Origin of the sequence: Companilactobacillus baiquanensis (assembly GCF_003946605.1) — a bacterium.
Classification (GTDB): domain Bacteria; phylum Bacillota; class Bacilli; order Lactobacillales; family Lactobacillaceae; genus Companilactobacillus; species Companilactobacillus baiquanensis.
The window spans coordinates 17,952-43,599 of record NZ_RHOQ01000002.1; the positions used below are offsets into that span (position 1 = coordinate 17,952).

Annotated in this window: 22 protein-coding genes; 12 read left to right on the forward strand and 10 right to left on the reverse strand. The window is 34.2% G+C overall.

The window, feature by feature from the left end; genetic code table 11:
* The 10 genes from EKM77_RS03825 to dnaA all read right to left on the reverse strand — a co-directional run bounded on the left by EKM77_RS03825 (position 1) and on the right by dnaA (position 12,231).
* A complete protein-coding gene (locus EKM77_RS03825; protein ID WP_125592735.1) occupies positions 1–2,007 on the reverse strand; it encodes a DHH family phosphoesterase in 2,007 nt (668 codons plus the stop codon).
* 156 nt (positions 2,008–2,163) lie between these two features.
* Positions 2,164–2,400: a 30S ribosomal protein S18 gene (gene rpsR, locus EKM77_RS03830; RefSeq protein ID WP_125592736.1), complete on the reverse strand. Its 237-nt coding sequence runs from the start codon at positions 2,398–2,400 to the stop codon at positions 2,164–2,166.
* A gap of 19 nt (positions 2,401–2,419) precedes the next feature.
* Positions 2,420–2,965 carry a single-stranded DNA-binding protein gene (gene ssb, locus EKM77_RS03835; RefSeq protein WP_125592737.1) on the reverse strand — a complete coding sequence of 182 codons (546 nt, stop codon included), beginning with the start codon at positions 2,963–2,965 and terminating at the stop codon, positions 2,420–2,422.
* A 37-nt stretch (positions 2,966–3,002) separates the two neighbouring features.
* A complete protein-coding gene (gene rpsF / locus EKM77_RS03840) occupies positions 3,003–3,299 on the reverse strand; it encodes a 30S ribosomal protein S6 (RefSeq protein WP_057766449.1) in 297 nt (98 codons plus the stop codon).
* Positions 3,300–3,495: 196 nt separating this feature from the next.
* A complete protein-coding gene (gene gyrA / locus EKM77_RS03845) occupies positions 3,496–6,036 on the reverse strand; it encodes a DNA gyrase subunit A (protein ID WP_125592738.1) in 2,541 nt (846 codons plus the stop codon).
* A 17-nt stretch (positions 6,037–6,053) separates the two neighbouring features.
* Positions 6,054–8,006, reverse strand: coding sequence for a DNA topoisomerase (ATP-hydrolyzing) subunit B (gene gyrB / locus EKM77_RS03850; RefSeq protein ID WP_125592739.1), 1,953 nt, complete (start codon positions 8,004–8,006; stop codon positions 6,054–6,056).
* Positions 8,006–9,127, reverse strand: coding sequence for a DNA replication/repair protein RecF (recF, locus tag EKM77_RS03855; protein WP_125592740.1), 1,122 nt, complete (start codon positions 9,125–9,127; stop codon positions 8,006–8,008). Before recF ends, gyrB begins: the two co-directional genes overlap by 1 nt.
* A 6-nt stretch (positions 9,128–9,133) precedes the next feature.
* Positions 9,134–9,343, reverse strand: coding sequence for a S4 domain-containing protein YaaA (yaaA, locus tag EKM77_RS03860; RefSeq protein WP_125592741.1), 210 nt, complete (start codon positions 9,341–9,343; stop codon positions 9,134–9,136).
* A gap of 226 nt (positions 9,344–9,569) precedes the next feature.
* Entirely contained in the window at positions 9,570–10,706 is a 1,137-nt protein-coding gene (dnaN, locus tag EKM77_RS03865) for a DNA polymerase III subunit beta (protein WP_125592742.1), read from the reverse strand.
* A 160-nt stretch (positions 10,707–10,866) separates the two neighbouring features.
* Positions 10,867–12,231, reverse strand: coding sequence for a chromosomal replication initiator protein DnaA (dnaA, locus tag EKM77_RS03870; protein WP_377729525.1), 1,365 nt, complete (start codon positions 12,229–12,231; stop codon positions 10,867–10,869).
* A gap of 521 nt (positions 12,232–12,752) precedes the next feature.
* On the opposite strand from dnaA, the gene rpmH reads away from it, so the two are divergent.
* The 12 genes from rpmH to EKM77_RS03930 all read left to right on the forward strand — a co-directional run bounded on the left by rpmH (position 12,753) and on the right by EKM77_RS03930 (position 25,612).
* Positions 12,753–12,893, forward strand: coding sequence for a 50S ribosomal protein L34 (rpmH, locus tag EKM77_RS03875; RefSeq protein WP_010625561.1), 141 nt, complete (start codon positions 12,753–12,755; stop codon positions 12,891–12,893).
* 66 nt (positions 12,894–12,959) lie between these two features.
* A complete protein-coding gene (gene rnpA / locus EKM77_RS03880) occupies positions 12,960–13,301 on the forward strand; it encodes a ribonuclease P protein component (RefSeq protein ID WP_125592744.1) in 342 nt (113 codons plus the stop codon).
* A gap of 30 nt (positions 13,302–13,331) precedes the next feature.
* Positions 13,332–14,171 carry a membrane protein insertase YidC gene (gene yidC, locus EKM77_RS03885; protein ID WP_125592745.1) on the forward strand — a complete coding sequence of 280 codons (840 nt, stop codon included), beginning with the start codon at positions 13,332–13,334 and terminating at the stop codon, positions 14,169–14,171.
* Between the two features lie 135 nt (positions 14,172–14,306).
* Positions 14,307–15,695 carry a tRNA uridine-5-carboxymethylaminomethyl(34) synthesis GTPase MnmE gene (gene mnmE, locus EKM77_RS03890; RefSeq protein WP_125592746.1) on the forward strand — a complete coding sequence of 463 codons (1,389 nt, stop codon included), beginning with the start codon at positions 14,307–14,309 and terminating at the stop codon, positions 15,693–15,695.
* 8 nt (positions 15,696–15,703) lie between these two features.
* On the forward strand, positions 15,704–17,608 hold the full coding sequence (mnmG, locus tag EKM77_RS03895) for a tRNA uridine-5-carboxymethylaminomethyl(34) synthesis enzyme MnmG (RefSeq protein WP_125592747.1): 1,905 nt from the start codon (positions 15,704–15,706) through the stop codon (positions 17,606–17,608).
* A 192-nt stretch (positions 17,609–17,800) separates the two neighbouring features.
* A complete protein-coding gene (locus EKM77_RS03900; RefSeq protein ID WP_125592748.1) occupies positions 17,801–18,625 on the forward strand; it encodes an ABC transporter permease in 825 nt (274 codons plus the stop codon).
* Entirely contained in the window at positions 18,622–19,404 is a 783-nt protein-coding gene (locus EKM77_RS03905) for an ABC transporter permease (protein ID WP_125592749.1), read from the forward strand. The genes EKM77_RS03900 and EKM77_RS03905 overlap by 4 nt, the downstream gene beginning before the upstream one ends.
* Positions 19,405–19,414: 10 nt before the next feature.
* Complete coding sequence (locus EKM77_RS03910; RefSeq protein ID WP_125592750.1) at positions 19,415–20,416, forward strand: ABC transporter ATP-binding protein; 1,002 nt, start codon at positions 19,415–19,417, stop codon at positions 20,414–20,416.
* A gap of 9 nt (positions 20,417–20,425) precedes the next feature.
* Complete coding sequence (locus EKM77_RS03915; protein WP_125592751.1) at positions 20,426–21,475, forward strand: ABC transporter substrate-binding protein; 1,050 nt, start codon at positions 20,426–20,428, stop codon at positions 21,473–21,475.
* Between the two features lie 10 nt (positions 21,476–21,485).
* On the forward strand, positions 21,486–23,159 hold the full coding sequence (locus EKM77_RS03920) for an adenine deaminase C-terminal domain-containing protein (RefSeq protein ID WP_125592752.1): 1,674 nt from the start codon (positions 21,486–21,488) through the stop codon (positions 23,157–23,159).
* Positions 23,160–23,404: 245 nt separating this feature from the next.
* Entirely contained in the window at positions 23,405–24,307 is a 903-nt protein-coding gene (locus EKM77_RS03925; protein ID WP_125592753.1) for a Gfo/Idh/MocA family protein, read from the forward strand.
* A gap of 162 nt (positions 24,308–24,469) precedes the next feature.
* Positions 24,470–25,612, forward strand: coding sequence for a trans-sulfuration enzyme family protein (locus EKM77_RS03930; protein WP_125592754.1), 1,143 nt, complete (start codon positions 24,470–24,472; stop codon positions 25,610–25,612).
* Positions 25,613–25,648 lie beyond the last annotated feature (36 nt).

Genomic DNA, 25,648 nt, shown 5'->3' on the forward strand with positions numbered 1-25,648 from the left:
CTAGTTTTTATTTTCAGATTCAGATAAAACTTGAACCAGCTGCTCTTTAGCTTCATTAACAGTTACGTCTGATATTTGAGTAGCGGCATCGGATAAGTGACCTCCACCACCCAATTTTTCCATAATAACTTGGACATTGATATTGCCTAAACTACGAGCAGAAATACCAACTCTATCATCAGGTCGTTTACTAATTACAAATGAGGCCTCGACATTATTTAATGATAACAATGTATCCGCTGCCTGGGCAACAATAACTGGATCATATACTCGATCATTTTCACCAAAACAAACTGCCATTCTATCTCCTACCATTGTTATGGATTCGATCAAATGATTTCTTTGGATAAATGAATCAATATTTTCTTTCAAAAGATTTTGAATTAAGGTTTCATCTGCACCGACAGAACGTAGATAACTAGCTGCATCAAATGTTCTAGTTCCAGTTCTAAGTGAAAATGATTTGGTATCAACTGTAATACCTGCCAACAATGAAGTGGCTTCAATTTTTTCAATGGCTTTTTTGTTCTTTGGCTGATATTCAAGCATTTCAGTAATCAACTCACTAGTAGATGAGGCGTAAGGTTCAATATAAATCAACATTGGATTTTCTGGGAATTCCTCACCTCGACGATGATGGTCAATTACAACTACCTTTTCACTAGTCTTATTAAATAGCTCTGGATTTATTGAAATACTCTGCTTTGAATGGTCAACCATGACGATCAAAGTATTAGATGTGACGATATTCATTGATTCTTCTGAAGAAACGATATCATCTTTAATACTAGGATCTTTGTCGATCAATTGAATTAATCGGCTAACGTCAGTATGAAGACTATTAGTATCGATCACGATTTTACATGGTGTATTGTTCATTTGCGCAATACGTCTGATACCAAGACTTGATCCCAAAACATCCATATCGGGATGATTATGGCCCATTACCAAAACTTGATCACTATCTTTTAACAATTCTTGCAAGGCTTCACTGATCATTCTCGCCCGAACACGAGTTCTTTTTTCCATAGGATCGGTATTTCCGCCGTAGAAACGAGCTTTTTTACCAATTTCTTTAACGACTACTTGATCTCCACCTCGTCCTAAAGAAAGATTAAGATTTTTTTGAGCTTCATCATTTAGAACATTTAAGTCATCAACACCGTATGAAAATCCCATACTTAAAGTTAATGGAACATTTTGTTGAGATGTATATTCTCTAATAACGTCCAAAATTTTAAAACCTTTTTTCTCCATATTAAAAATCTTACCTGAGTAGGCAACAATGAAAAAGTGATCATCGTCAATCCGTTTCAAGAACATTTGCTCACTAGATGCCCAATTAGATAATTCATTAGTAATGTAATTATCCAGATTAGAAACATCCCGATCACTCATTGATTGAGTTATTTCAGCGTAATTATCAAGATAGACTTGACCAATTACAGAACGATTGTCTTCATAACGTCGCTCAATTTTAGAATAATGAGTTATATCCATAAAATACATTGTTTGTAGTTCTCTTTGAATCTGAACTAAATAGTATTTATCGCCGATTCTTATAGTTCGATGTGATTCATCTTTATTATCAGAGCTAACTAATGAAATCAAATCATTAGAAATATCTGATAAGCTCATACTAAAGATGCTACCCATTCCAGTCTTCTCAACAAAATAAGGATTAACCCATTGAACATGGTTATCATCATCATAAAGCAAGATTCCCAAAGGATATTCGACAAAACTATTGTCCGTTCCTCGATCGATTCGATACTGTAAATTGTTCGTATACTTACCGGCTTTTTCACCTAAAAGCAAGAAGAGGTATACAAAAAGTATCAACGAGATAATTACAAGCACAGCTTGAATATAGCCACTAATTGAACCATGAACTAATCCAACAATTAAAATTGAAACTAGCATGACAATTAAAGATAGCGCTGTCAATTGTGTTGAATAATCTACTCGAGAAAGGAAAAATCGCAAATTAGATTTTATTTTTTCCATATTAGTCCCCTCTTAAACGTACCCTCTAATTTTATCACAGCCTAGTTTCACTTTTAATATCTAAATATAAGACTTTGATAATACTCTAATAGATAGTTTAATAAACTCAGAGAATAAAAAAAGACCACTCTGCAGTGGTCTTAAATTAATTTTCAATTAGTCTTCAGCAACGAATGGTAATAGAGCCATAATTCTTGCACGTTTGATAGCGATTGTAAGCTTTCTTTGGTTCTTTGCACTTGTACCAGTTACACGTCTTGGCAAAATCTTACCACGTTCTGAGATAAATCTCTTAAGTAATTCTGTATCTTTATAATCGATAAATTCGATATGGTTAGCTGCGATGAAGTCAACTTTACGTCTTCTACGTCCGCCTCTTCTTTGTTGAGCCATTTATGTCATTCCCTTCACTTTAGAATGGTAAGTCGTCATCTGATATGTCGATTGGTTTACTGTTATCAGCAAATGGATCGCCCATATTATTTGAGTTGTTACTGTTATTATTATTGTTAGATTGATTGTTAAAGTTATTGTTGTTATTTGTTGGAGACTGATTTGATGATTGATTTTGTTGGTTGTAATTAGGAGCTTGATTTGGATTACTATTGTTACTTGAATTAGCTCTTCTTTCACTATCAGATCTTGATTCTAGCAATGAGAAGTTTTCTACAACTACTTCGGTTACATAGACTCTTTGACCTTGTTGGTTTTCATAGTTACGTGTTTGAAGACGTCCATCAATTCCAACAAGTGATCCTTTGTTAGTGAAGTTAGAGAAATTCTCAGCAGCCTTTCTCCAAATAACACAATTAATAAAATCAGCTTCACGTTCACCTTGAGCATTAGTGAATTGTCTGTTTACAGCGACTGTAAAACTGGCAACTGCTGCACCATTGGCAGTATATCTAAGTTCAGGATCACGTGTCAGGCGTCCAACTAGAACTACTCTATTAATCATATACCTGCCTCCTTAAAATGTTTCACGTGAAACAAAATTAGTCTTCACGTTTGATGATCATGTGACGAAGAATATTGTCTTCGATCTTTGATAGACGATCGAATTCGTTAATTGCTTCATCGTTGTCAGCGTCTACGTTTACAATATGGTAGACACCTTCTTTATAGTTAGCAATTTCGTATGCTAAGCGTTTCTTTTCCCAGTCTTTGGAATCGATTACTTTGGCGCCGTTATCTGTAAGGATCTTATCGAAACGATCGATTAGAGCCTTCTTTGCGTCTTCTTCAACATCAGGTTTGATGATGTATGTAATTTCGTAATGTGTTTCAGCCATGACTGTACACCTCCTTATGGTCTAATGGTTCTAATTAAAGAACAAGGAGCATAAATTAACTACATTTTATACTCACGATGTTATAGTTTAGCATAATTGCCAAACAATTTCTAGATAAAATTTCCATTAAAAAAGTGTTTCTGCCTGACACGTATCAAAAACTTGATACATATCAAATTACGCAGAAACACTTTTCTTATTCTTCAGTATTATCTGAATCTTCTTTTGTTTCTATTGAGTCTTTTAATTCAGCACTATCTGAATCATTTTGATCTGAATCACTATCTTTTTGTTCATCATCATCGTCTGGTTCTTCGTGTTCAATTTTTGCCATTGTTGAAACAATTGAATTATCATCAACCTTAATCAATCTGACACCTAAAGTAGCACGACCAGTTTGAGATACACTTTGAACTTCAAAACGGATCATAACTCCCATATCGGTGATCAACATAATATCTTCATCACCACTAACAGCTGTGACACCGGCTATTGGTCCATTCTTTTCGGTAACGTTAGCAGTCTTAATACCTTTACCACCACGTCCCTTAACTGGATATTCTTCAACCTTAGTACGCTTACCATAACCCTTTTCAGAGATCGTAAGGACTTCTTGTCCAGATTCAACTATTGATGAACCTACAACATAATCTTCCTCACGAAGCTTAATACCACGTACACCGGCGGCAGTTCTACCCATTGGACGAACGTCACTTTCTCTAAAGGTTACAGCATAACCTCGATGAGTTCCGATGAAAATGACTTTACTACCATCTGTTAAAAAGACATTAGTTAATTCATCACCATCTTTTAAAGTGATCGAACGAAGTCCGGAATGTCTAATATTAGCGAAATCAGTTACTGGAGTACGTTTTACAGTTCCATACTTAGTAACAAAGAAGAGGAATGAATTTTCTTTATCAATATCTCGACCGACATTGATAACAGTTTGGATCTTCTCTCCTTTTTCGATATTTAGCAGATTTATTACAGGGATTCCCTTAGCAGTACGGCCGTATTCAGGAACCTCGTAACCTTTTGTTCGATAAACTTTACCAGTATTAGTGAAGAATAGCATTCGATCATGCGTTGAGGCATAGATCATATGTTCAATAAAGTCATCATCATGGATACCCATACCTTGAATTCCACGGCCACCACGATTTTGAACTCTAAATTCATCAGCTGATAAACGCTTGATATAACCGTTATGAGTCAATACTATTAAAATATTTTCTTCTTCGATTAAATCTTCGTCTTCAATATTAGCTACTTCACTAGCACGAATTTCAGTTCTTCTAGGATCACCAAATTTATCTTGAATTTCAAGTAATTCATCATAAATTATTTTATCTACACGTTCTGGTGTATTTAAAATATCTTTGTAATCAGCAATTTTAACTAAAAGATCTTGATATTCGGCTTCAACTTTTTCACGTTCCAAACCAGTTAAACGAACCAAACGCATATCAAGAATGGCTTGTGATTGTTTATCTGATAACTTGAAACGATCCATTAAAGTTTGTTTTGCAACGCTTGAAGTTTGTGAACCTCTGATAATACTAATAATTTCATCAATATGATCAAGAGCAATTCTCAATCCTTCAAGAATATGAGCACGTGCTTGGGCACGGTCTAATTCATATTTAGTTCTTCGTCTAATAACAACTTCTTGATGCTTCAAATAGTAAACTAAAACTTCTTTTAGAGACAAAACACGAGGTGTTTTATCAACGATAGCAACCATGTTGATACCATAAGAAATTTGTAGCTGTGTCAATTTATATAAGTTATTCAAAACAACTGAGGCACTCATATCACGACGAATATCAATAACGATTCTCATACCTTCACGATCTGATTCATCATTAAGGTCAGTGATACCATCAAGTTTTTTATCACGAGCTAATTCAGCAATACGTTCAACTAAATTAGCTTTATTTACCATGTATGGCAATTCAGTAACAATAATTTGTTCCTGTCCACTCTTTTTAGTCACAACATCGACTTTAGCACGTAAAATTATGGTACCTTTACCATTTTCATAGGCTTTTCTGATACCAGAACGACCCATAATGATTCCCCCAGTAGGAAAATCAGGTCCAGGCAAAACTTTCATCAAGTCAGCAATAGTTGCATCTTTATTTCTCATCAAAATATGTAATGCATCAATGACTTCTTTTAAGTTATGTGAGGGAATATTAGTAGTCATACCAACAGCAATTCCGGTTGCACCATTGACTAAAAGATTAGGGAAACGTGCAGGAAGTACCATTGGTTCTTTTTCTTCACCGTCATAATTAGGTACTAGATCAACGGTATCTTTATTAATATCACGTAACATTTCAACTGCCATTTTGCTCATACGAGCTTCGGTATAACGCATAGCAGCGGGTGGATCACCATCAATTGAACCAAAGTTTCCGTGTCCATCAACTAAAGGATAACGATAACTAAAGTCTTGAGCCATTCTAACCATTGATTCATAAATGGCAGAGTCCCCATGTGGATGATACTTACCCATAATGTCACCGACAAAACGAGCACTCTTTTTATATGGCTTATCTGGTGTAACGCCAAGTTCATTCATTCCGTAAAGAATACGACGATGAACTGGTTTTAAACCGTCACGTACATCTGGAAGTGCTCTTGAAACGATAACACTAGCGGCATAATCCACGAAAGATTTTTTCATTACTTCCGTTAGATTAACATTGGATATTCTTCTATCGTCCATTAACTTGCTTTACCTCCCTAATAATCTACTTCGGCATAACGTGCATTGTCTTCGATAAATTCTCTTCTTGGTTCAACTTTGTCACCCATCAGCATTGAGAAAACTTTATTAGCTTCGATGGCGTCATCTAAGTTAACACGATCTAATCTTCTCTTTTCTGGATCCATAGTTGTTTCCCATAATTGATCAGCATCCATTTCACCAAGACCCTTGTAACGTTGGATCTTTGGTTCTGGTTTTGGTGAAAGTTGAGATACAAAATCATCTTTTTCTTTATCAGTATCAAAATATTGCATCATCTTACCTTGGCGAACTTGATACAAAGGTGGCTTAGCAATATAGACGTAGCCTGCATCAACAACTGGACGCATATAACGATAGAGCAACGTTAATAACAATGTTCTAATATGTGCGCCATCGACATCGGCATCAGTCATGATGATAACTTTATGATAACGAGCCTTAGAAATATCAAAATCATCCCCAAAACCTGTACCCATAGCTGTAAAGAGCGTTCTAATCTCTTCGTTAGCTAAGATTTTATCCATTGTTGCTTTTTCAACGTTCAAAATTTTACCTCTAATAGGTAAAATTGCTTGAGTTAATCGTGAACGACCAGTTTTAGCGGAACCACCGGCTGAATCACCCTCAACAATAAATAATTCAGAAATTTCTGGATCTTTACTAGAGTTGTCAGCTAATTTACCAGGTAAATTACTGATTTCTAGTCCATTTTGTTTTCTCGTAACTTCACGGGCACGCTTAGCTGCCATTCTAGCTTTAGTAGCCAAACTACCTTTTTCAACGATTTTTTTAGCAAGACTTGGATTTTCCATCAGGAATTTCATAAAGTGCTCACTAAAGAGACGATCTGTAATTGTACGAGCATCACTGTTACCCAACTTAGTCTTTGTTTGACCTTCAAATTGAGGATCAGGATGTTTAACACTGACAACTGCAGTCATACCTTCACGAACATCTTCACCGGAAAGCTTTTCGCTGTCTTTTAATAATTTATTTTTATGAGCGTAATCATTGATAACACGCGTCAAAGCTGTCTTAAATCCAACCTCATGAGTACCACCTTCATAAGTATGAATATTATTGGCAAAAGTCATCAAATTAGTGTGGTATTCATCGGTATATTGAAGTGCTACTTCAACTGTAATACCATCTTGAACGCCTTCAAGATAGATAGGTTCGTCAAATAGGACATCTTTTTCTTTGTCCATAAATTCAACATAACTTTTAATACCGCCTTCATAATGAAAGACGAGTTTTTCTGCGGTATCCGCTCTTTTATCTGTAAATGTAAGCTTTAGTCCCTTATTCAAGAAAGCCAATTCACGAATTCTGGTTGTTAAAACTTTGTCATCATAGACCGTTGTTTCAGTAAAAATATCTGGATCTGGAACAAAATGAACTCTAGTTCCATGATCAAACTCTGGCGCATCCCCGACAACATGCATTGGATGTTGAACTTTACCCTTAGAAAAATCGATTCCATACTGCTTGCCAGCACGAGTAACAACAACATCTAACTCACTACTTAGGGCATTAACAACTGAGGCACCAACACCATGAAGTCCACCGGAAACTTTATATCCGCCACCGCCAAACTTACCTCCGGCATGCAAAATCGTATAAACAGTTTCTAGAGCAGGCTTACCAGTTTTCTTTTGAATATCGATAGGAATACCACGACCATCATCAAAAACAGTGATCGAATTATCAGGCTCAACAGTAACGTCTATTTTAGTAGCAAATCCTGCCAAAGCTTCATCGATACCATTATCAATTATTTCCCATACAAGATGGTGCAGACCTTGTTTACTGGTTGAACCAATATACATACCAGGTCTTTTACGAACGGCCTCAAGTCCTTCAAGAACTTGAATTTGGCTGGCATCATATTCTTCGGCCAATTCTTCTTTTTTCTCTAGTTCAGCTTCTCTATTGTTTTCAGCCATTAAATTTCCTCCTGTTGAACTACTCCATTACTGATATTTAAAATATTAGGATCTCTAACTAAAGTCTGATCGACATCTTCCAATGAAGTTGTGGTAATGAATGTTTGAATTCGATCACTGATTGATGTCAAAAGGTGAGTTTGTCTTTTCCGATCTAACTCTGACAAAACATCATCCAATAAAAGGATCGGATAATCGCCGACCTCTTCTTTGATCAGCTCCACTTCTGCTAACTTTAAACTTAAAGCGACCGAACGCTGCTGACCTTGAGAACCAAAATCTTGAGCATCCTTGCCATTGATCATAAATTTAATATCATCACGGTGCGGTCCGTATAACGTAACGCCACGTTGAATTTCTTTTTTTACATTATCTTTGAAAATAACTTTGTAATTATTATATATATTTTCAATACTCGCTTTACTAACATCAACTACACTACTGTAGCTAAGTTTAAGTTCCTCTTGTTGATCGGTTATGTCAGCATGAATTTTACTCATGAAAGTTTGCAAACGAGATAAGAAATCCAGACGCATTTTCACTACTTCAGCACAATAACCAGATAGCTGATCTGATAAAACGTCTAAATACATCAAATCTGGATTTTTTTGATGTTGTAATTTTTTCAGATATACATTTCGCTGCTTTAATACCCGACGAAATTGGCTAACTGTCTTTAAATATTGAGCAGAAATTTGACCAAATTCCATATCAATAAATTTTCTACGAATACCAGGGTTGCCCTTTACAATTGACAAATCCTCCGGAGAAAACAAAACAACATTCAAATTACCAATATAACTTGATAATTTGCGTTGTTCTAAATTATTTAAACGGGCTTTTTTACCAGACTTACTAATAACCAAATCCATTTGAAGGTTACTAGAGTTATCTTTAATAACAGTCCCTGAAATTCTGGCAAAGTCACTACCCCACATAATTAAATCTCTGTCGCTAGATGTCCGATGGCTTCTCGTTAAAGCTAAAAAATACATTGCCTCTAATAAATTTGTTTTACCTTGAGCATTTCTACCCAAAAAAATATTAATATTAGGAGAAAAATCAATTTTTAAAGACTTGTAATTACGATAACTATGAAGCCGTAATTCTTTTATATACAAATGTTCTCATTCAATTTCATAAGATTCATCGTCAATAACCAGCACATCGCCCTTACGTAACTTTTTACCGCGACGATTTTCCAGTTCACCATTAAATTTCACTGGATTATCTTGCAAATACCACTTTGCTTGACCACCGGTTGAAATGATCCCAACGTCTTTTAAAAATTGTCCTAACGTTATAAATTCCGTTTCAATCTTTATCTTTTGCGACATACTAACACCCTATTTATTAGATTTACATATTTATTGACATACAATAATTATAGAGGTTTTTCACTTGAAAAACAACTTATCAAGCGTTTAGAGCAATTTTAAGGCCTTTTAGTAGTTCCCCACTAAAAAAGATAAAAAAATCACAGACAGCTTAAAATATTGGTATATTTCCAAATCAGACAAAAAAAAGGGTCAGAACGAAATGTTCTGGCCCTTTTTTACATAATTAAAATGTTCTAACAGGTGTAATCAGTTGAACAAAGTTATCTTTATTCTCAACTGGTCTTAATGTAAATGGGTGCAATGGTGAAGTAAAACTCATTTCTATATTGGTATTTCCGCCAAATGATCTTAAGGCATCTTTCAAGTAGTCAGGATTAAATGATATTTCCAAATCATCACCTTCAAGAGTCTCAAAGTCTAAAACTTCTTCAACTGTTCCTACTTCTGGTGAATTACCATATAAAGTTGCTTTTTTCTCAGCAGTTTTGATTTCTAACTTAATAACGTTATTACGACTTTCATGAGAAAGGAGTGAAGCTCTTTCAACTGAACCGAGTAATTTTGTTGTGTCAAAAGTAATTCTAGTATTCGAATCTGCTGGGATAAGACGATCCGTTTCTGGATATCTTCCATCGAGCAAACGTGAATAAAACATTACATTGTCAAAACTGAATAAAACTTGATTTTCTGAAATTGACATTGAAATTTCTTTAACTGAATCACTGATTGTTCTGACTAATTCAGTCAAACTCTTTCCAGGAATGATCAAGTTATAGTCTTCGTCACTTGTGATATCGATTCTTCTTTGTGCAAGACGGTGACTATCAGTTGCAACGGAAGTAAGACCTTCACTACTGATCAGAAAGTTAACACCAGTTAAAACGGGGCGACTTTCTTGGTTTGAGACTGCAATAACAGTTTGGTTAACAACTTCTTTAAATAAATCAGTGGGGAAAACTAATTGGTTTGAAGTCTCTACTTCAGGAAGATGTGGATAATTACTTGCATCTAAACCATTGATAGTAAATTCTGAAACTCCAGAAGATATTAAAGTCTGATTATTATTTAAAACCTCAAGATCAAAATTATCGCCAGGAAGTTTTTTAATAATTTCATTAAAAAATCTAGCAGGTAGAACTATTGACCCGGTACTTTCAATTCTTAAATCGTTATCTGTATCTTCTTTAGAGATAAATGACGTAATTGAAATATCTGAATTACTTCCGGTAATTGTTAAACCATTTTCTGACAAGTCTAATTTCATTCCTGTGAGAATTGGAATAGTTGTTTTTGTTGAAATAGCTCGTTGAACATTATTTGTTTGATTCACGAATTTAGATCGATCAATTGAAAATTTCATAGGTGACTCCCTCTTTTAATTAATTAATATATATAAATAGAAGTAGTAGTAGGCACTGTTGATTCTGTGGAAAACTTTTTAAAAGCTAAATCACTGTTGAATTTTGCCTGTTATTAACAGGTGTGGATAACTCTATACAAACTTAAAACTTTTCAACATGTTAATTTCTAAGTTCATCCTTCAATTCATTTACTGCTCGTTTGATTTCTTCATCTTTTATAACTAACTCGGATATTTTATCACATGAATGCATAACTGTCGTATGATCCTTGCCGCCAAATTCCATTCCAATTTGCGGTAAAGACTTGTCAGTTAGTTCTCGAGCTAGATACATCGCGATTTGTCTAGGAACAACAATTGTTTTTACACGTTTCTTTCCTTTTAAATCATTAACAGAAACACGATAATATTTTGCTACACGACTCTGAATCTTATTTATCGTTAATCCATTTTGTTCTTTATTCAATTTCAGTGATTTTAGAGCATCAGCTGCAATCGATTTAGTAATATCTTCCTTATTCATAGTTGAATAAGCCTGAACTCTTAACAAGGCACCTTCAAGTTCACGAACGTTAGTATCAACTTGTTCGGCAATATAAGAAAGTGTGTCGTCAGGAATTTCAAGATTTTCGGCTTTTGCTTTGTTTCTTAAAATAGCAATTCTTGTTTCCAGATCCGGAGCAGTTATATCAACGGGTAGTCCCCATCTAAAACGAGAAACTAATCTTTCTTGTAATTTTGGTATCTCATTTGGAAGTCGATCAGAGGTCATAACAATTTGTTTGCTATTGGCATAGAGCTCATTAAAAGTATGGAAAAATTCTTCTTGAGTTCCCTCCTTTTCAGCGAAGAACTGAATATCATCTATTAGTAATAAATCTACATTACGATATTCTTGACGGAATTCATCTTGAGTTCTTGTTTGGATCGAATTGATGAAGTCATTTGCAAAGGTCTCACTAGTAATATATTTAACTTTTGCAGCTGGCTCTAATTTGATCATTTGATGTCCGATAGCTTGCATCAAATGGGTTTTACCTAAACCTACACCACCATAAATAAACAGTGGATTATAAATAACTCCTGGTTCTTCGGCGACTGCTAATGCAGCGGCGTGTGCCATTTGATTACCGCTACCTGTAATAAATGAATCAAAAGTATATTTAGGATTTAAATGTGAATTATGAAAAACGTGTCCAGTGGTAGTTTTTTCTTCGACATTATTTTGAGAAACTCTTTCGGGTTCCTCTTTTTTTGCATGCTCTTCGGCAGTTTCAATGATGGGATTTAACTCAATTCCGTTGAATTCAAAAGAGTAGATAGCAATATCCTCTGCATAATGGCGTTCCCAATATTCCTTATGAAGATTGCTAGGTACAGAAATATGTAAATCGTTTCCTGATATATATAAAGGATTTGCGCTTTCTACCCAAGTTGTATAGCTGACGGGGGTCAAATTAGATTTTAATTTGCTAGTTAAGTAGTCCCAAAATTGTTTGATTTGAGCATTTGAATCGTCGTTTATATTTTGCAAAGATTTCCCCCCAATCTTTAATGTGGATAATTTTTTTCCAGAAAAATGACATTGTATAGTTTATCATTGTATAAAAGAGTTTTCCACAGAACAAATGTTTAAATTATAAAAAAATAACAAGTTGGAAATACGAAAAAAAATAGGTTGTGAAAAACTCGGAAAAAATGAGTTGTTCACATAGTTATCCACAAATATGTATAGCTAAGAATACCATAATACCAGGTTTTTTAGGAGATCTAAAAAATTATTCTCAACCTGTGGAAAACTAAAACACAGTAAAAAATTACAGGTGATAACTTTGTCTAAAGTTTTGTGGATAAAATAAACTGTTAATTTCTTCCACAGATTATCCACAGGAAATTTGTTCAAAAAATCTGACAATACTTTTTTAAACTATATGGAAGTAATCAAAAATTTGTTGTTTAAATTCATTGCATTGCATGGTATTATAGTTAAGCAATTGTCTGAAGAAGTGAAAAAAATTTGTTAAATAAGATTCAGGAGGTTTATTGATGACTACAAAAAGAACATTTCAACCTAAGAAGCGTCATCGTGAACGCGTCCATGGTTTCATGAAGAGAATGAGTACAAGTAATGGTCGCAAGGTTCTTGCAAGACGCCGCAAAAAGGGTAGAAAAGTATTATCAGCTTAGTTTTGAAGGATCACTGATTTTTAGTGGTCCTTTTTTATTACAAAACAAGGGATAGTCTGGTGACATATGAGAAAGAGTTATCGAATTAAAAAAGAAAATGAGTTTCAATATGTTTATTCAAACGGACAATCTGTCGCAAATCGTAATTTTGTTCTTTATCAAATTGATAAAAAAGATCAAAAACATTTCCGCGTCGGATTATCAGTAGGTAAAAAGGTTTCGCATACAGCTGTCGGCCGTAATCGTGTAAAGCGCTACGTTAGACAATCTCTGTTGGAATTAAAACCTGAGTTACCAGCTGAACTGGATTTTTTGATTATTGCTCGAAAACCAGCAGTTAAATTAGATATGTTTGAAACGAAAAAAAATATCGTACATTTGCTAAAGTTAGGTAAAATACTAGGGTAAGATAAAAAATAATAATATATAGGTGTAAAAGTGAATAAAAAAAGCTTAAAAAAATACTTGGGTGTGGCTTTATTACTTGGTGTTGTTTTAGTTTTATCAGGTTGTTCTAACCTTAATGAACCAATTACCAGTCAAAGTACAGGAATTTGGGATCACTATGTTTTATATAGTTTTTCTCAATTTATCCTTTGGTTAGCTTCTCTGGTTGGCAATAGTTCAGGATGGGCTATAGTTCTATTTACTCTGATCGTTAGAATAGTTTTGTTACCACTAAACTGGTACCAGATCAGAAGTATGAACAAACAAATGACTGTGCAACCTCAATTACAAGCACTTCAAAAGAAATATTCTGCTAAGGATACTGACACACAACAAAAGTTAAGAGACGAAACTCAAAAACTTTATAGTGAAGCTGGTGTTAATCCAGTTGCAGGATGTTTGCCATTATTGGTTCAGATGCCAGTTATGTTTGCCTTGTACCAAGCTATTTATAAGACAGAACAACTTCGTAACGGAACATTCTTATGGATGCAGTTAAGTAAGGCTGATCCATATTACATAATGGCAATTTTGGCGGCTGTATTTACTTTCTTAAGTACATACATCGCAAGTTTTTCTCAACCAAATCAAAATACAACTACAAAGTTGATGACATATGTAATGCCGCTCTTTATTTTTGTTCCAGCATTGACATTCCCATCAGCCATTACTTTGTATTGGGTTGTAACAAATGCTTTCCAAGTTATTCAGACATTGGTTTTCCAAAATCCTTTCAAATATCGTCGTATTCAAAAGGAGAAGGAAGAAGCAGAGCGTGAGAAGCAACGTAAGATTAGAAGAGCCAAAAAACGTGCTTACAAACGTCGTTAATTGACAATTTTTCTAAAACTAGTTAAGATGTTTTAGAATTGTTCAAATATATAGAAAAGTAGTCAAAGTGCTTTTCCGCCAAATTGGTGGATTATGCACTTTTTTTGTGCTTAAAAATAGGAAAAGAGGACTATTATGGCTAGTGCAGTTACTGAATATGATACGATTGCTGCTATTTCAACGCCCCCTGGGGAAGGTGCTATTTCAATCGTTCGCCTTTCAGGTGATCAAGCGGTAGATATAGCTCAAAAGGTATTTAAGGGTAAAGACCTTACTAAAGTTCAAAGTCACACTATTAATTATGGTCATATTATTGATCCAACTGACGGATCTTTAGTAGATGAGGTAATGGTTTCAATTATGTTGGCACCTAAAACATTTACAAGAGAAGATGTAGTTGAGATCAATACCCACGGTGGAATCGTGGCGACAAATAAGGTATTGCAACTTTTGATTGGTTCTGGGGCCCGTATGGCTGAACCAGGAGAGTTCACTAAGAGAGCCTTTTTAAATGGTCGTATCGATTTAACTCAAGCTGAGTCAGTAATGGATTTGATCCGTGCTAAAACAGATAAAGCCATGCAAGTTGCTGTTAATCAATTAGATGGAAATCTTAATCATTTAATTGCTAATTTACGTCAGGAAATATTAGATGCTTTAGCTCAAGTAGAAGTTAATATTGATTATCCAGAGTATGATACTGAACAAATGACAACTAAAATGTTGCTAGAGAAAGCTCATTTGGTAAGTAAAAATATTGATAGTTTACTAAAAACAGCCGATAGTGGTGAAATTCTTCAACATGGTTTGGCAACAGCCATTGTTGGAAAACCTAATGTCGGAAAGTCTAGTCTTTTGAATAGATTACTTGATGAAGATAAAGCAATCGTTACTGACGTAGCGGGAACTACCAGAGATATTGTTGAACAATATGTCAATATTGATGGTGTTCCATTGAAATTGATCGATACAGCAGGTGTTCGAGATACAACTGATAAGGTTGAAAAAATTGGTGTAGAGCGTTCAAAAAAAGCTTTAAAAGATGCTGATCTAGTTATTGTTGTTCTTGATGCTAGTCGAAAATTAGAAAATGACGATATTCAATTACTTGAAGCAACTAAGGATAAGCATCGTATTGTTATTTTTAATAAAAACGATTTAATCACCGTTATAACGCCAGAGACGGTAGAACAAGTTAAAAAAGACGATATTATTTTGAAAACGTCCGCTATAACGAACGATGGTATTGAAACCATTAAGAAGACAATTAGTAATATCTTTAATGCTGGTATTGAGGATAATAGCAATAACGTAATTATTACTAGTGCCAGACAGGCAGGTTTGTTACGACAAGCTAAAGAAAATTTAAATGATGTTATTTCAGGAATTGAAGCAGGGATGCCAATTGATTTAGTACAAATCGATATGACAGCTTGCTGGGATACGTTAGGTGAAATTACTGGTGAAAGTTATCCAGATGAATTGATAACACAACTATTCTCACAATTCTGTTTAGGAAAATAGGTGAATTTATGCAAGTTAAGGAATTTGATTCAGAGAATTATGATGTAATTGTTGTAGGTGCCGGTCATGCTGGTTCTGAAGCGGCGTTATCTGCTGCAAGAATGGGACAAAAGACTTTATTAGTAACAATAAACTTGGATATGGTAGCTTTCATGCCATGTAATCCTTCTTTAGGTGGTCCTGCGAAGGGAATCGTTGTCCGTGAAATTGATGCTCTAGGTGGAGAAATGGGGCACAATATTGATAAAACGTATATTCAAATGCGTATGCTAAATACTGGTAAAGGACCAGCGGTTAGAGCATTACGTGCTCAAGCTGATAAAAATATGTATCATCGTATGATGAAAGAGGTGCTTGAAGAAGAGCCTAATTTGACTTTGAGACAAGGTATCGTTGATAAACTTATTGTTGAAGATGGAATTTGTAAGGGTGTTGTAACGGCCACTGGTGCTAGATATCATGCCAAAGCGGTTGTTTTAACTGCCGGAACTTCATCAAGGGGTAAGATCATCATCGGTGAACTTACTTACTCTTCAGGTCCTAATAATAGTATTCCTTCAATTAAGTTATCTGAAAACCTTGAAGAAAATGGATTTAAATTAACTCGTTTTAAAACTGGTACACCACCTCGTGTAAATAAGGAAACAATTGATTTTACTAAGACTGAAGAACAACCAGGTGATAAAGAACCTAATCATTTTTCATTTGATACACCAGATTCTCAATACTTGAAGGATCAGTTATCATGTTGGATGACTTATACAAACGCTACAACACACCAAATCATTCGTGAAAATCTTGATCGGGCACCAATGTTTTCTGGTGTTATCAAGGGTGTTGGACCTAGATATTGTCCTTCGATCGAGGATAAAATTGTCCGTTTTGCTGACAAACCACGTCATCAAATTTTCTTAGAGCCAGAAGGTAAAGACACAGAAGAATATTATGTTGGTGATTTTTCAACATCAATGCCAGAAGAGGTTCAATTGAAGATGGTTCATTCTGTTGCCGGTTTGGAAAATGCTAAGTTAATGCGTCCGGGATATGCAATTGAATATGATGTTATCGAACCTTGGCAATTGAAACTAAATATGGAAACTAAGGTCGTAAAGAATTTGTTTACTGCCGGACAAATGAACGGAACTTCAGGTTATGAAGAAGCCGCTGGTCAAGGTATTATGGCTGGTATCAATGCTGCTTTACGAGCTGAAGGGAAAGATCCATTTATTTTACGTCGTGATGAAGCTTATATCGGCGTTATGATTGATGATTTGGTTACAAAAGGAACTAATGAACCATATCGTTTGTTAACTAGTCGTGCTGAATATCGCCTAATCTTACGTCATGATAATGCAGATCTGAGATTAACTGATAAGGGACATGAACTGGGTTTAATCAGCGAAGATCGTTATGCTAAATTTAATAAAAAGCGTGAAGAAATTGAATCTGAATTAAACCGTCTTAATCGTAAGATGATCACACCAAAGATGGCAGAGCCATTTATGCAAAAGAACAACTTGAAGAGTCTTAAAGATGGAATCTTAGCTGATCACTTGTTAAGACGTCCTGAAGTACATTACGAAGATATCATTGATATGATAGGAGATCCTGATGAGGGTCCAGTTGATCGTCGTGTTAAAGAACAAGTAGAAATTAGCATTAAATATGCTGGTTATATAAAAAAAGAACAAATGAAGATCGAAAGATTGAAGAAGATGGAGTCTAAAAAGATTCCTGATCGTATTGATTATACAAAGGTTCCAAGTTTAGCAACTGAAGCCGTTCAAAAATTATCTAAAATCAATCCTGAAACAATTGCTCAGGCAAGCCGTATTAGTGGAGTTAATCCAGCTGATATTGGAATATTAAGTGTTTATATCGAACAAGGAAGAATTGCTAAAGTTCCTGAATAGTCTTTAGATTTCTAAATAGAATAGTTTTCTGAAAACCAGAAAAAATAAGAAAATCGTACGAACGATTTTCTTATTTTTTTTGTTATTAAGTTTTATTACTAATAAAATACGAACTATATCAAAAATGTAATTTGAAATTGTTCGTATTTTCTGCTATATTACTGGTATTGATTTCAGAAAGGTTGTCATAATTTGAAAAGATCTACTGTTTTACTGCTATATCCAGGGCTTTTATTGATATTGGTTTTGTTGATATTGCCAATCTTGCAGATGTTTTTGCCAACGTTTACGGGGGATCAGTTTTTCCTAGAAAAATATTTCAACTTCTTCCGTAGTAGCGGAAATATGCAAGTTATTGCACGAACATTGATAATCGCGGTTGTTACGACCTTAATAACTTTATCTTTAGGGCTGCCCACTGCATATTGGATATCTCGTTTGGGGGATAGATGGAAAAAAGTTGTTTCAATTATTGTTTTATTTCCAATATTGACCAATGCCGTAGTTAGAAACTTTGCTTGGATAACTATTTTAGGTAAGAACGGGGTTATCAATAACTTTTTAATGCAAGTGCACATTATCGATAAACCAATGACTTTGTTATACACGAACTTTTCGATCGTAGTTGGATCGGTTTATCTATTTTTACCGATCATGATCACATCTTTAGTTAGTTCGTTTGGTCAATTGAATTTTGAAGTAGAAGAAGCGGCATCTGTAATTGGGGCCAGACCAATGATCGTATTTTTTAAAGTCATCTTGCCGCAATTGTCGGTTGGGATGTTGACTGGTTCGATCCTAGTTTTTGTTGGATCACTGACAGCTTATACAACACCTCAATTATTAGGTGGAAATAAGAATATGGTCTTGGCAACATTGCTGCAGCAACAATCTATTACTTTAGGAGATTGGACTAGTGCAAGTGTAGTAGCGGTTGTTCTAACTGTGATTGCTGTCTTAGTCATGACAATTATGAATTATGGAACTAAATTGCTAGATCGGAGAAATGCTAAATGAGAACAAAAATAAAATTTTCATCCGTAGTCGGTTTTTTAGTTTTAGTAATACTAGTTGTGCCACTACTAATTGTTATCATCACTTCTTTTGGTGAAGAATCGGCGATCTCTTTTCCAATAAAGGGATTTACATTCGATTGGTACGCTAATGTTTTCCAGCAACCGGATTTCGTTGAAGGTTTAAAAATGAGTTCGATAGTTGCGATTGTGGCATCATTTTTGGCCTTGGTGGTAGGAACACCGATGGTTTATGTATTGACTAGATTTGATATCCATCATAAAGATTGGTTTCAAACTATCTTTTTAAGCCCGGCGTTGATACCTGAAATCGTAATTGGTTTTGCTTTGTATCAAGCTTTAGTGATTAGTTTGCAATTGCCATTGTTTATAAGTTTGCTTGTTGGACATTTTCTACTCTGCTTGCCGTATGTAGTTCGCTTGATTACTGCAGGGATGATGGAATTTGATGAAAGTATTGAAGAGGCTGCTTGGATGGTGGGGTATAACAAATTATCAGCGTTCTTTAAAGTAGTTATTCCTAATATCAAACAAAGTGTTGTGGCAGCATTCATTCTTTCGTTTATTACTTCGTTCAACAACATTCCAATTAGTTTGTTCTTGAATGGTCCAGATTTAAATATGTTACCAACGTCTATTCTTAACTACTTGGAAAATAATTACGATCCTACAGTTTCAGCAGTCTCAGTTATCTTGATGATCATTACCGCTTCAATCATGATCATTGCTGAAAAGTATTTGGGATTAAACAAATTGACATAGGAGATTTAACTTGGCAAATATTGAAATATCAGATTTATCAATGTCTTATCAAAAGGGTAAACAAATTCTTGATGGATTGTCATTGGACATTAAAGATGGAGAATTATTATCTATTTTAGGACCTAGTGGTTGTGGTAAAACGACGATGCTCCGTTTAATATCTGGACTGATTCCTATTCAAAAAGGAACTATTAAAGTTTCAGGGAAAGATATTAGTAAGGTGCCAGTTTATAAAAGAAACTTTGGAATGGTTTTCCAAAGTTATGCTTTATTTCCACATATGACAATTTTTCAAAATATTACCTTTGGTTTAAAAAGACGAAAATTAGATAAAAAAGAAATTGAACAAAAAGCTCTAGATATTCTTGATATAACAGGATTATCTAATCTCAAAGACCGAATGCCTAGTGAATTATCTGGTGGTCAGCAACAGCGAGTATCTTTAGCCAGAGCATTAGCAATCAACCCCAGCGTTCTACTTTTAGATGAACCTTTAAGTAATCTGGATGCTAAATTACGTATTGAAATGCGTGAAGAGATTCATCGACTGCAACAAAAATTAAAGATGACAACGATCTTTGTCACCCATGATCAGGAAGAATGTTTTGCCATTTCTGATCGAGTTGCTTTAATGAATCAAGGACAGATCGAACAATTAGATACACCGCAAAATATTTACAAAAATCCTAGAACTGAATTTGTTGCAAGATTTATAGGATATGAGAATTTCATTTCTAAAGAATGGGCTGAAAGTAAACAGTGGCAATATCATAAAGATATTGAAGGAAAGCTGTTAACCATCAGACCAGAAAACATCGAAATTGGCTCAGGAGAAAATATGCTTTCGGGGAAAGTCATTTCGAAAAATTTCTTAGGTAACTACTATCAATATCTTGTTGAAACTGAAATTGGGGTTTTAAAAGTTAATACGACTGAAGATCAGTCTTCAACAAATGCTGAAATTACATTGAATTTTCCAGAACAATCATTGATTGAATTAGAGGATAAATAGGAGATTAACATGAAAAAAAATACTAAATTCTTTGCGATCGTTACAACTTTACTAATGACTTTACTAGTAGCAGGGTGCAGCAACAACAGCAGTAAAGAGAGTAAACAATTAACTGTTTCTACTTTTGGATTAGCTACTAAACAGATGACAAATGATGTTTTTAAACCTTTCCAAAAAGATAATAAAGTAAAAGTTAAGAGTCAATTTGGTGATAGTTCATCAAGATTTACTCAAATTGAACATAATCCTAATTCTAGTGTTGATGTAATTGAATTAGCTCAAAATAATGCTGTTGCAGGTCAAAAGAAGGGCTTATTTAAAAAATTAGACTTCAATAAAATTAAGAATTTCAAGTATTTAAGTAAAGAACAACAAAAATTAGCTAAAGATACAAATAGTGTTCCTTACACAGTTAATAGTATTGGTATCATCTATAATCCTAAAACAGTAGGTAAAATTACTTCATGGGATCAATTATGGGATAAGAAATTAGAAAATAGAATTGCTATTCCTGATATTTCAACAACCTTTGGTCCAGCAATGGTTTATGTTGCCGGAGAACATGCTAAAACAGATGTAACAAAAGATGACGGAAAAGCCGCTTTTGGTGCTTTAAAAGAATTAAAACCTAATGTTGTTAAAACTTATTCAAAATCTTCAGATTTAGCAAATATGTTTAAATCAGGTGAAATTGACGCCGCAGTTGTTGGTGACTTTGCTGTAGATATGATTCAAGGTGCAGCTCCTGATGTAGATTATGTAGTACCAGAATCAGGAACTTATGCTAACTATGATACAGTTTCAATCTTAAAGAACAGCAAGAATACTGACGCAGCTTATAAATATATCGACTATCGTATTAGTAAAGATTCACAAACAACTGTTGCCGGATCAGATTCATTGAATAATGCACCGGTAAATGATCAGGTAACACTAACACGTGATGTTAAACATATGACTTTTGGTGATGTTGCTAAACGTGCTAAATTAATTGATTTTAACTATGTAAACAAAGAATTGCCAACATGGATCAAAACTTGGAACCAAACAATGAACTAAAGAGGAAAATATGAAAATAGACACTTTAATCATTAATGGAAAAGTTTTTAATAGTTTTAATCAAACTTTTGAGAAAAAAGATATTGCTATTAAAGATGGAAAAATTGAAAGAGTCGATAGTGATTTAAGTTACGATGCCAAAACAACAATTGATGCAAAAGGTAAATATCTTATCCCAGGTCTGATCGATTCCCATATGCATATCGAAAGTTCTATGACGGGTCCAGCTAACTTTGGTAGTGTTGCCGTTAAGTTTGGGACAACAACAGTAGTTGCAGATGCACATGAAATTACTAATGTAGCTGGATTACAAGGTCTAAAGGATTTTATGAATCAAAGTAGTGTAATAGATACTTTCTATGCCATTCCGTCTTCTGTTCCTTCAACTAGAACTGATATGGAAACAACAGGTGGAGTTATTGGACTATCTGAAGTTAGTGAGCTTTTAAAAGACAAGCGAATTATTTGTTTAGGTGAAGCTATGAACTTTAAAGGAATCGTAGACGAGCCTGATTCCTTGATCAGACAGATCATTCGTTTATGTCAAAATAAACGTCCAACGATGCCGCTTGAAGGACATTGTCCTAAATATAGTGGTGAAGATTTAGCCAAATTTGTAGCTAGTGGGATAACTTCTGACCATACATTCCAAACTCCAGAAACGATGCTGGAAAGAATCAATAATGGTATGTATATCCAATTTCAAAAAAAATCACTCTCAAAAGAGAATATGCAGGCAATTGTTAAACATAATCTTTATGAGTACGCAGGTTTTGTTACTGATGATGTGATGGCCGATGATTTAGTAAATGGTCATTTGAATTTGATCGTTAAAGAAGCTATTAAACTTGGCTTACCTGCTGAGAAAGCCATTTACATGACGACTTTCACACCAGCAAGAAGAATGTCTTTGAATGATCGTGGAGTTATCGCTCCTGGTAGAGTAGCTGATTTGATTGCATTATCAGATTTAAATGAATTTAAAATTGATCAAGTATTTAAATCAGGTGTACCGGTAGAAGAATTACCTCCAAAGCGTGCTGATTTTCCTAAATATTTGCAGACGACAGTTCACGCTAAAAAAATTACTAAGGAAGATTTGATTTTAAAAAATTCCAAGGAAAAAGTAACCGCAAATATAATAGCGGTCAATGAACATGGTACTTTTACTAAGCATGAAAAAATTACATTGAATGTTTTGGATGGTCGAGTAGATTGGCAATCAGCTGGTTTATCACTATTAATTGTTCAAGAAAGATACGGCAAGAACGGCAATATGAGTTTTGGATTAGTTAAGAATACTCTTAATAAGTCGGGAGCAGTTGGTACAACTTGGGCACATGATCATCATAATTTAATGGTCATGGGAACTAATTTGGATGATATAGTAAAAGTGCAACATCAGTTGATCGATCAGCAAGGTGGCTATATTGTAGCTGAAGATGGAGAAATAACAGCTAATGTTCCTTTAAATGTTGGAGGAATTATAAGTAGTGAACCAGTAGATATTCTAGCTATGAAATTAAAAAAAGTTAGAGAAGCGATGAATCGTTTAGGATATGTTAATTTCAACGAAATTATGTCATTCTCAACCTTGTCATTATTAGTTTCTCAAGAATTAAAAATTTCTGACGTCGGGATGTTTGACGTTAAAACACAAGAAAAAATTCCATTGTTTGATTAAAGTTATCTATGGCACGCGTTTCAATAAATAATATTCATGATAAAAGCAAATCAAGATTAGTTCCAAGTAGAGATAAACCCTCTACTTGGAACTTTTTTTGTATATTGTATACTTGAAATTAGAATTATAGTTATAATCATAAAACACCATATATAGTATTACAGCATATGTTTATACACCACATGTTCCATGTGAAACATTAATAAGAAATCATAATTTTAAAATTCAGTGATTGGAGAATTATTTTGGAAAAAATTGGAGTTATTGGTTTAGGAAAAATTGCTCAAAAAGCATATTTACCTGTAATGTCAGAATTACAAGATAAATATGAATGGCATCTTACTACTCGTAATAAAGATAAAGGGGAATTCTTAAAGAAAAAATATAACTTTAGTCATCTTCATCAAACATTAGATCAGTTAATTGCTGAACATCCGCTGGCTGTTTTTGTACATACACCAACGCATACACATGCAGAAATTATTGAAAAACTGCTTATGTCGGGAATAAATGTTTATGTTGATAAACCAGTCTCTGAAGATATCGATGAGGTAAAAAGACTTTATAAATTAGCTGCTGATAAAAAATTACTGTTAACTTGTGGCTTTAATCGCCGTTTTGCACCATTTAACCAAGAATTGAAGAAAATTCCTAATAAACGAATGATAACAGTTGAAAAAACACGTGAAAATGTAGAGCAATCCGTCCATAAAGCAATTTTTGACTTAGCAATACATAGTGTCGATACAGCTTTATATTTGATGGATGAACCAGTAAAAAAAGTTAATTCACGATTAATTTTGTCAGATGAGAATTTAGCACAATCATATTTAGAAATTGAAGGAGAAAAAAGCCAAGTTCAAGTTACTACTAATATGATGAGTGGATTAAATTTAGAGCAAAGTGTTGTTCAAGGAAATGACAAAAGGGCTGTTGTTACTAATTTGAGTATGTTACAACGATATAGTACGGGTGGAATAGAGATGATTTCTCGTCCTGATTGGGAGCAGAATCTTGTTACTAGAGGTTTTAAAACGATAATAATTTCATTTTTGAATTCTGTTTCGGAAAAATTAGAGAATCCAGTTAGTCCGGAATCATCTATTTTAAGTCATGAAACCTGTTACAAAATCGTTCATTCAAAATAGAACACCATATGTAGTAGAAACGTATGTTCCTAATACAGAATGTTCCATGTGAAACAATCCAACAAAACTGGGTTGAAAGTTATATTGTAATAAAATTAAAACAATGCTAATATACTTGCCAATAAAGTGTCTTGAGATGCTTTATATTGAGGGGGATTTAATATGTCAAAGTTTAATACCACATTGATTCATGGAGGAAGAATTGATGATAATCAAACAGGTGCGATAAATACACCAGTTTATAACTCATCAACTTATGTCTATCCTAAATTTGGAGCAGATGTTCGCTGGGATTACGAAAGATCAGGTAATCCTACTAGAGCATCATTAGAACAACTATTAGCCAAACTGGAAAATGGAATTGCCGGATTTGCCTTCGCTTCAGGGATGGCAGCTATCACGGCCGCATTTTCTATTTTTAAGCCTGGTGACAATATTGTTATTGGTGACAATATTTATGGTGGAACTTTTAGATACATTAATGATTATTTAAAACCAAATGGAGTTACTTTTACTTCAGTCGATACTAGAGACTCAAAAGCAGTTGAGAATGCCATTTCTCCAGAAACTAAAGCTATTTATTTTGAAACTGTTACGAATCCGTTATTACAATTAACTGATGTTCGTCAAATAACTGCCATCGCTAAGAAACATCAAATTTTAACGGTGATCGATAATACTTTCCTATCACCTTACTTGCAACAACCACTTAATTTGGGAGCAGATATTGTAATTCATTCCGCAACTAAATATTTAGCAGGTCATTCAGACCTTATCGCTGGAGTTGTAGTGGTTAAGGACAAGAAAGTTGCAGATCAAATTTATAATTATCAAAATACTACTGGTGCTGTGCTACCACCACAGGAATGTAGTATTTTGCAAAGAGGTATCCAAACTTTGGCTGTTAGAATGGATCGCCACTTATTTAACGTTGAAAAAATAATTGACTTTTTAGAAAACGATTCACATATTCAAACAATTCATTATCCAGGTCATGATGGTGATAAAAATTTTGATGCCATTAAAGATGAATGTAAAGGATTTGGTGGAGTGTTGTCATTTGAACTAAAACCAGGTCTTGATGCTAAAGCTTTTGTAAATCATATTAAGATGATTTCATTTGCTGTCAGTTTAGGTTCAGTTGAAAGTCTGGCAGAAGTTCCAGCGTTTCAATCACATGCTGAAATTCCTCGTGAAGAAAGATTAAAAGTGGGGATCAAAGATGAATTGATCAGACTTTCAGTTGGATTAGAAGATTATCATGATTTGATCGATGATTTAAAACAAGCTTTAGAATTTGTATAGATAATTTAAGAAGTGTGATAAAGCGTAGACTTTTCC

What these genes read in the sequence shown, in the direction of transcription:
- EKM77_RS03825 (WP_125592735.1), bottom strand. Translation starts at nt 2,007, where the DNA reads ATGGAAAAAATAAAATCTAATTTGCGATTTTTCCTTTCTCGAGTAGAT.
- rpsR (WP_125592736.1), bottom strand. Translation starts at nt 2,400, where the DNA reads ATGGCTCAACAAAGAAGAGGCGGACGTAGAAGACGTAAAGTTGACTTC.
- ssb (WP_125592737.1), bottom strand. Translation starts at nt 2,965, where the DNA reads ATGATTAATAGAGTAGTTCTAGTTGGACGCCTGACACGTGATCCTGAA.
- rpsF (WP_057766449.1), bottom strand. Translation starts at nt 3,299, where the DNA reads ATGGCTGAAACACATTACGAAATTACATACATCATCAAACCTGATGTT.
- gyrA (WP_125592738.1), bottom strand. Translation starts at nt 6,036, where the DNA reads ATGGACGATAGAAGAATATCCAATGTTAATCTAACGGAAGTAATGAAA.
- gyrB (WP_125592739.1), bottom strand. Translation starts at nt 8,006, where the DNA reads ATGGCTGAAAACAATAGAGAAGCTGAACTAGAGAAAAAAGAAGAATTG.
- yaaA (WP_125592741.1), bottom strand. Translation starts at nt 9,343, where the DNA reads ATGTCGCAAAAGATAAAGATTGAAACGGAATTTATAACGTTAGGACAA.
- dnaN (WP_125592742.1), bottom strand. Translation starts at nt 10,706, where the DNA reads ATGAAATTTTCAATTGATCGATCTAAATTCGTGAATCAAACAAATAAT.
- rpmH (WP_010625561.1), top strand. Translation starts at nt 12,753, where the DNA reads ATGACTACAAAAAGAACATTTCAACCTAAGAAGCGTCATCGTGAACGC.
- rnpA (WP_125592744.1), top strand. Translation starts at nt 12,960, where the DNA reads ATGAGAAAGAGTTATCGAATTAAAAAAGAAAATGAGTTTCAATATGTT.
- mnmE (WP_125592746.1), top strand. Translation starts at nt 14,307, where the DNA reads ATGGCTAGTGCAGTTACTGAATATGATACGATTGCTGCTATTTCAACG.
- mnmG (WP_125592747.1), top strand. Translation starts at nt 15,704, where the DNA reads ATGCAAGTTAAGGAATTTGATTCAGAGAATTATGATGTAATTGTTGTA.
- EKM77_RS03905 (WP_125592749.1), top strand. Translation starts at nt 18,622, where the DNA reads ATGAGAACAAAAATAAAATTTTCATCCGTAGTCGGTTTTTTAGTTTTA.
- EKM77_RS03915 (WP_125592751.1), top strand. Translation starts at nt 20,426, where the DNA reads ATGAAAAAAAATACTAAATTCTTTGCGATCGTTACAACTTTACTAATG.
- EKM77_RS03920 (WP_125592752.1), top strand. Translation starts at nt 21,486, where the DNA reads ATGAAAATAGACACTTTAATCATTAATGGAAAAGTTTTTAATAGTTTT.
- EKM77_RS03930 (WP_125592754.1), top strand. Translation starts at nt 24,470, where the DNA reads ATGTCAAAGTTTAATACCACATTGATTCATGGAGGAAGAATTGATGAT.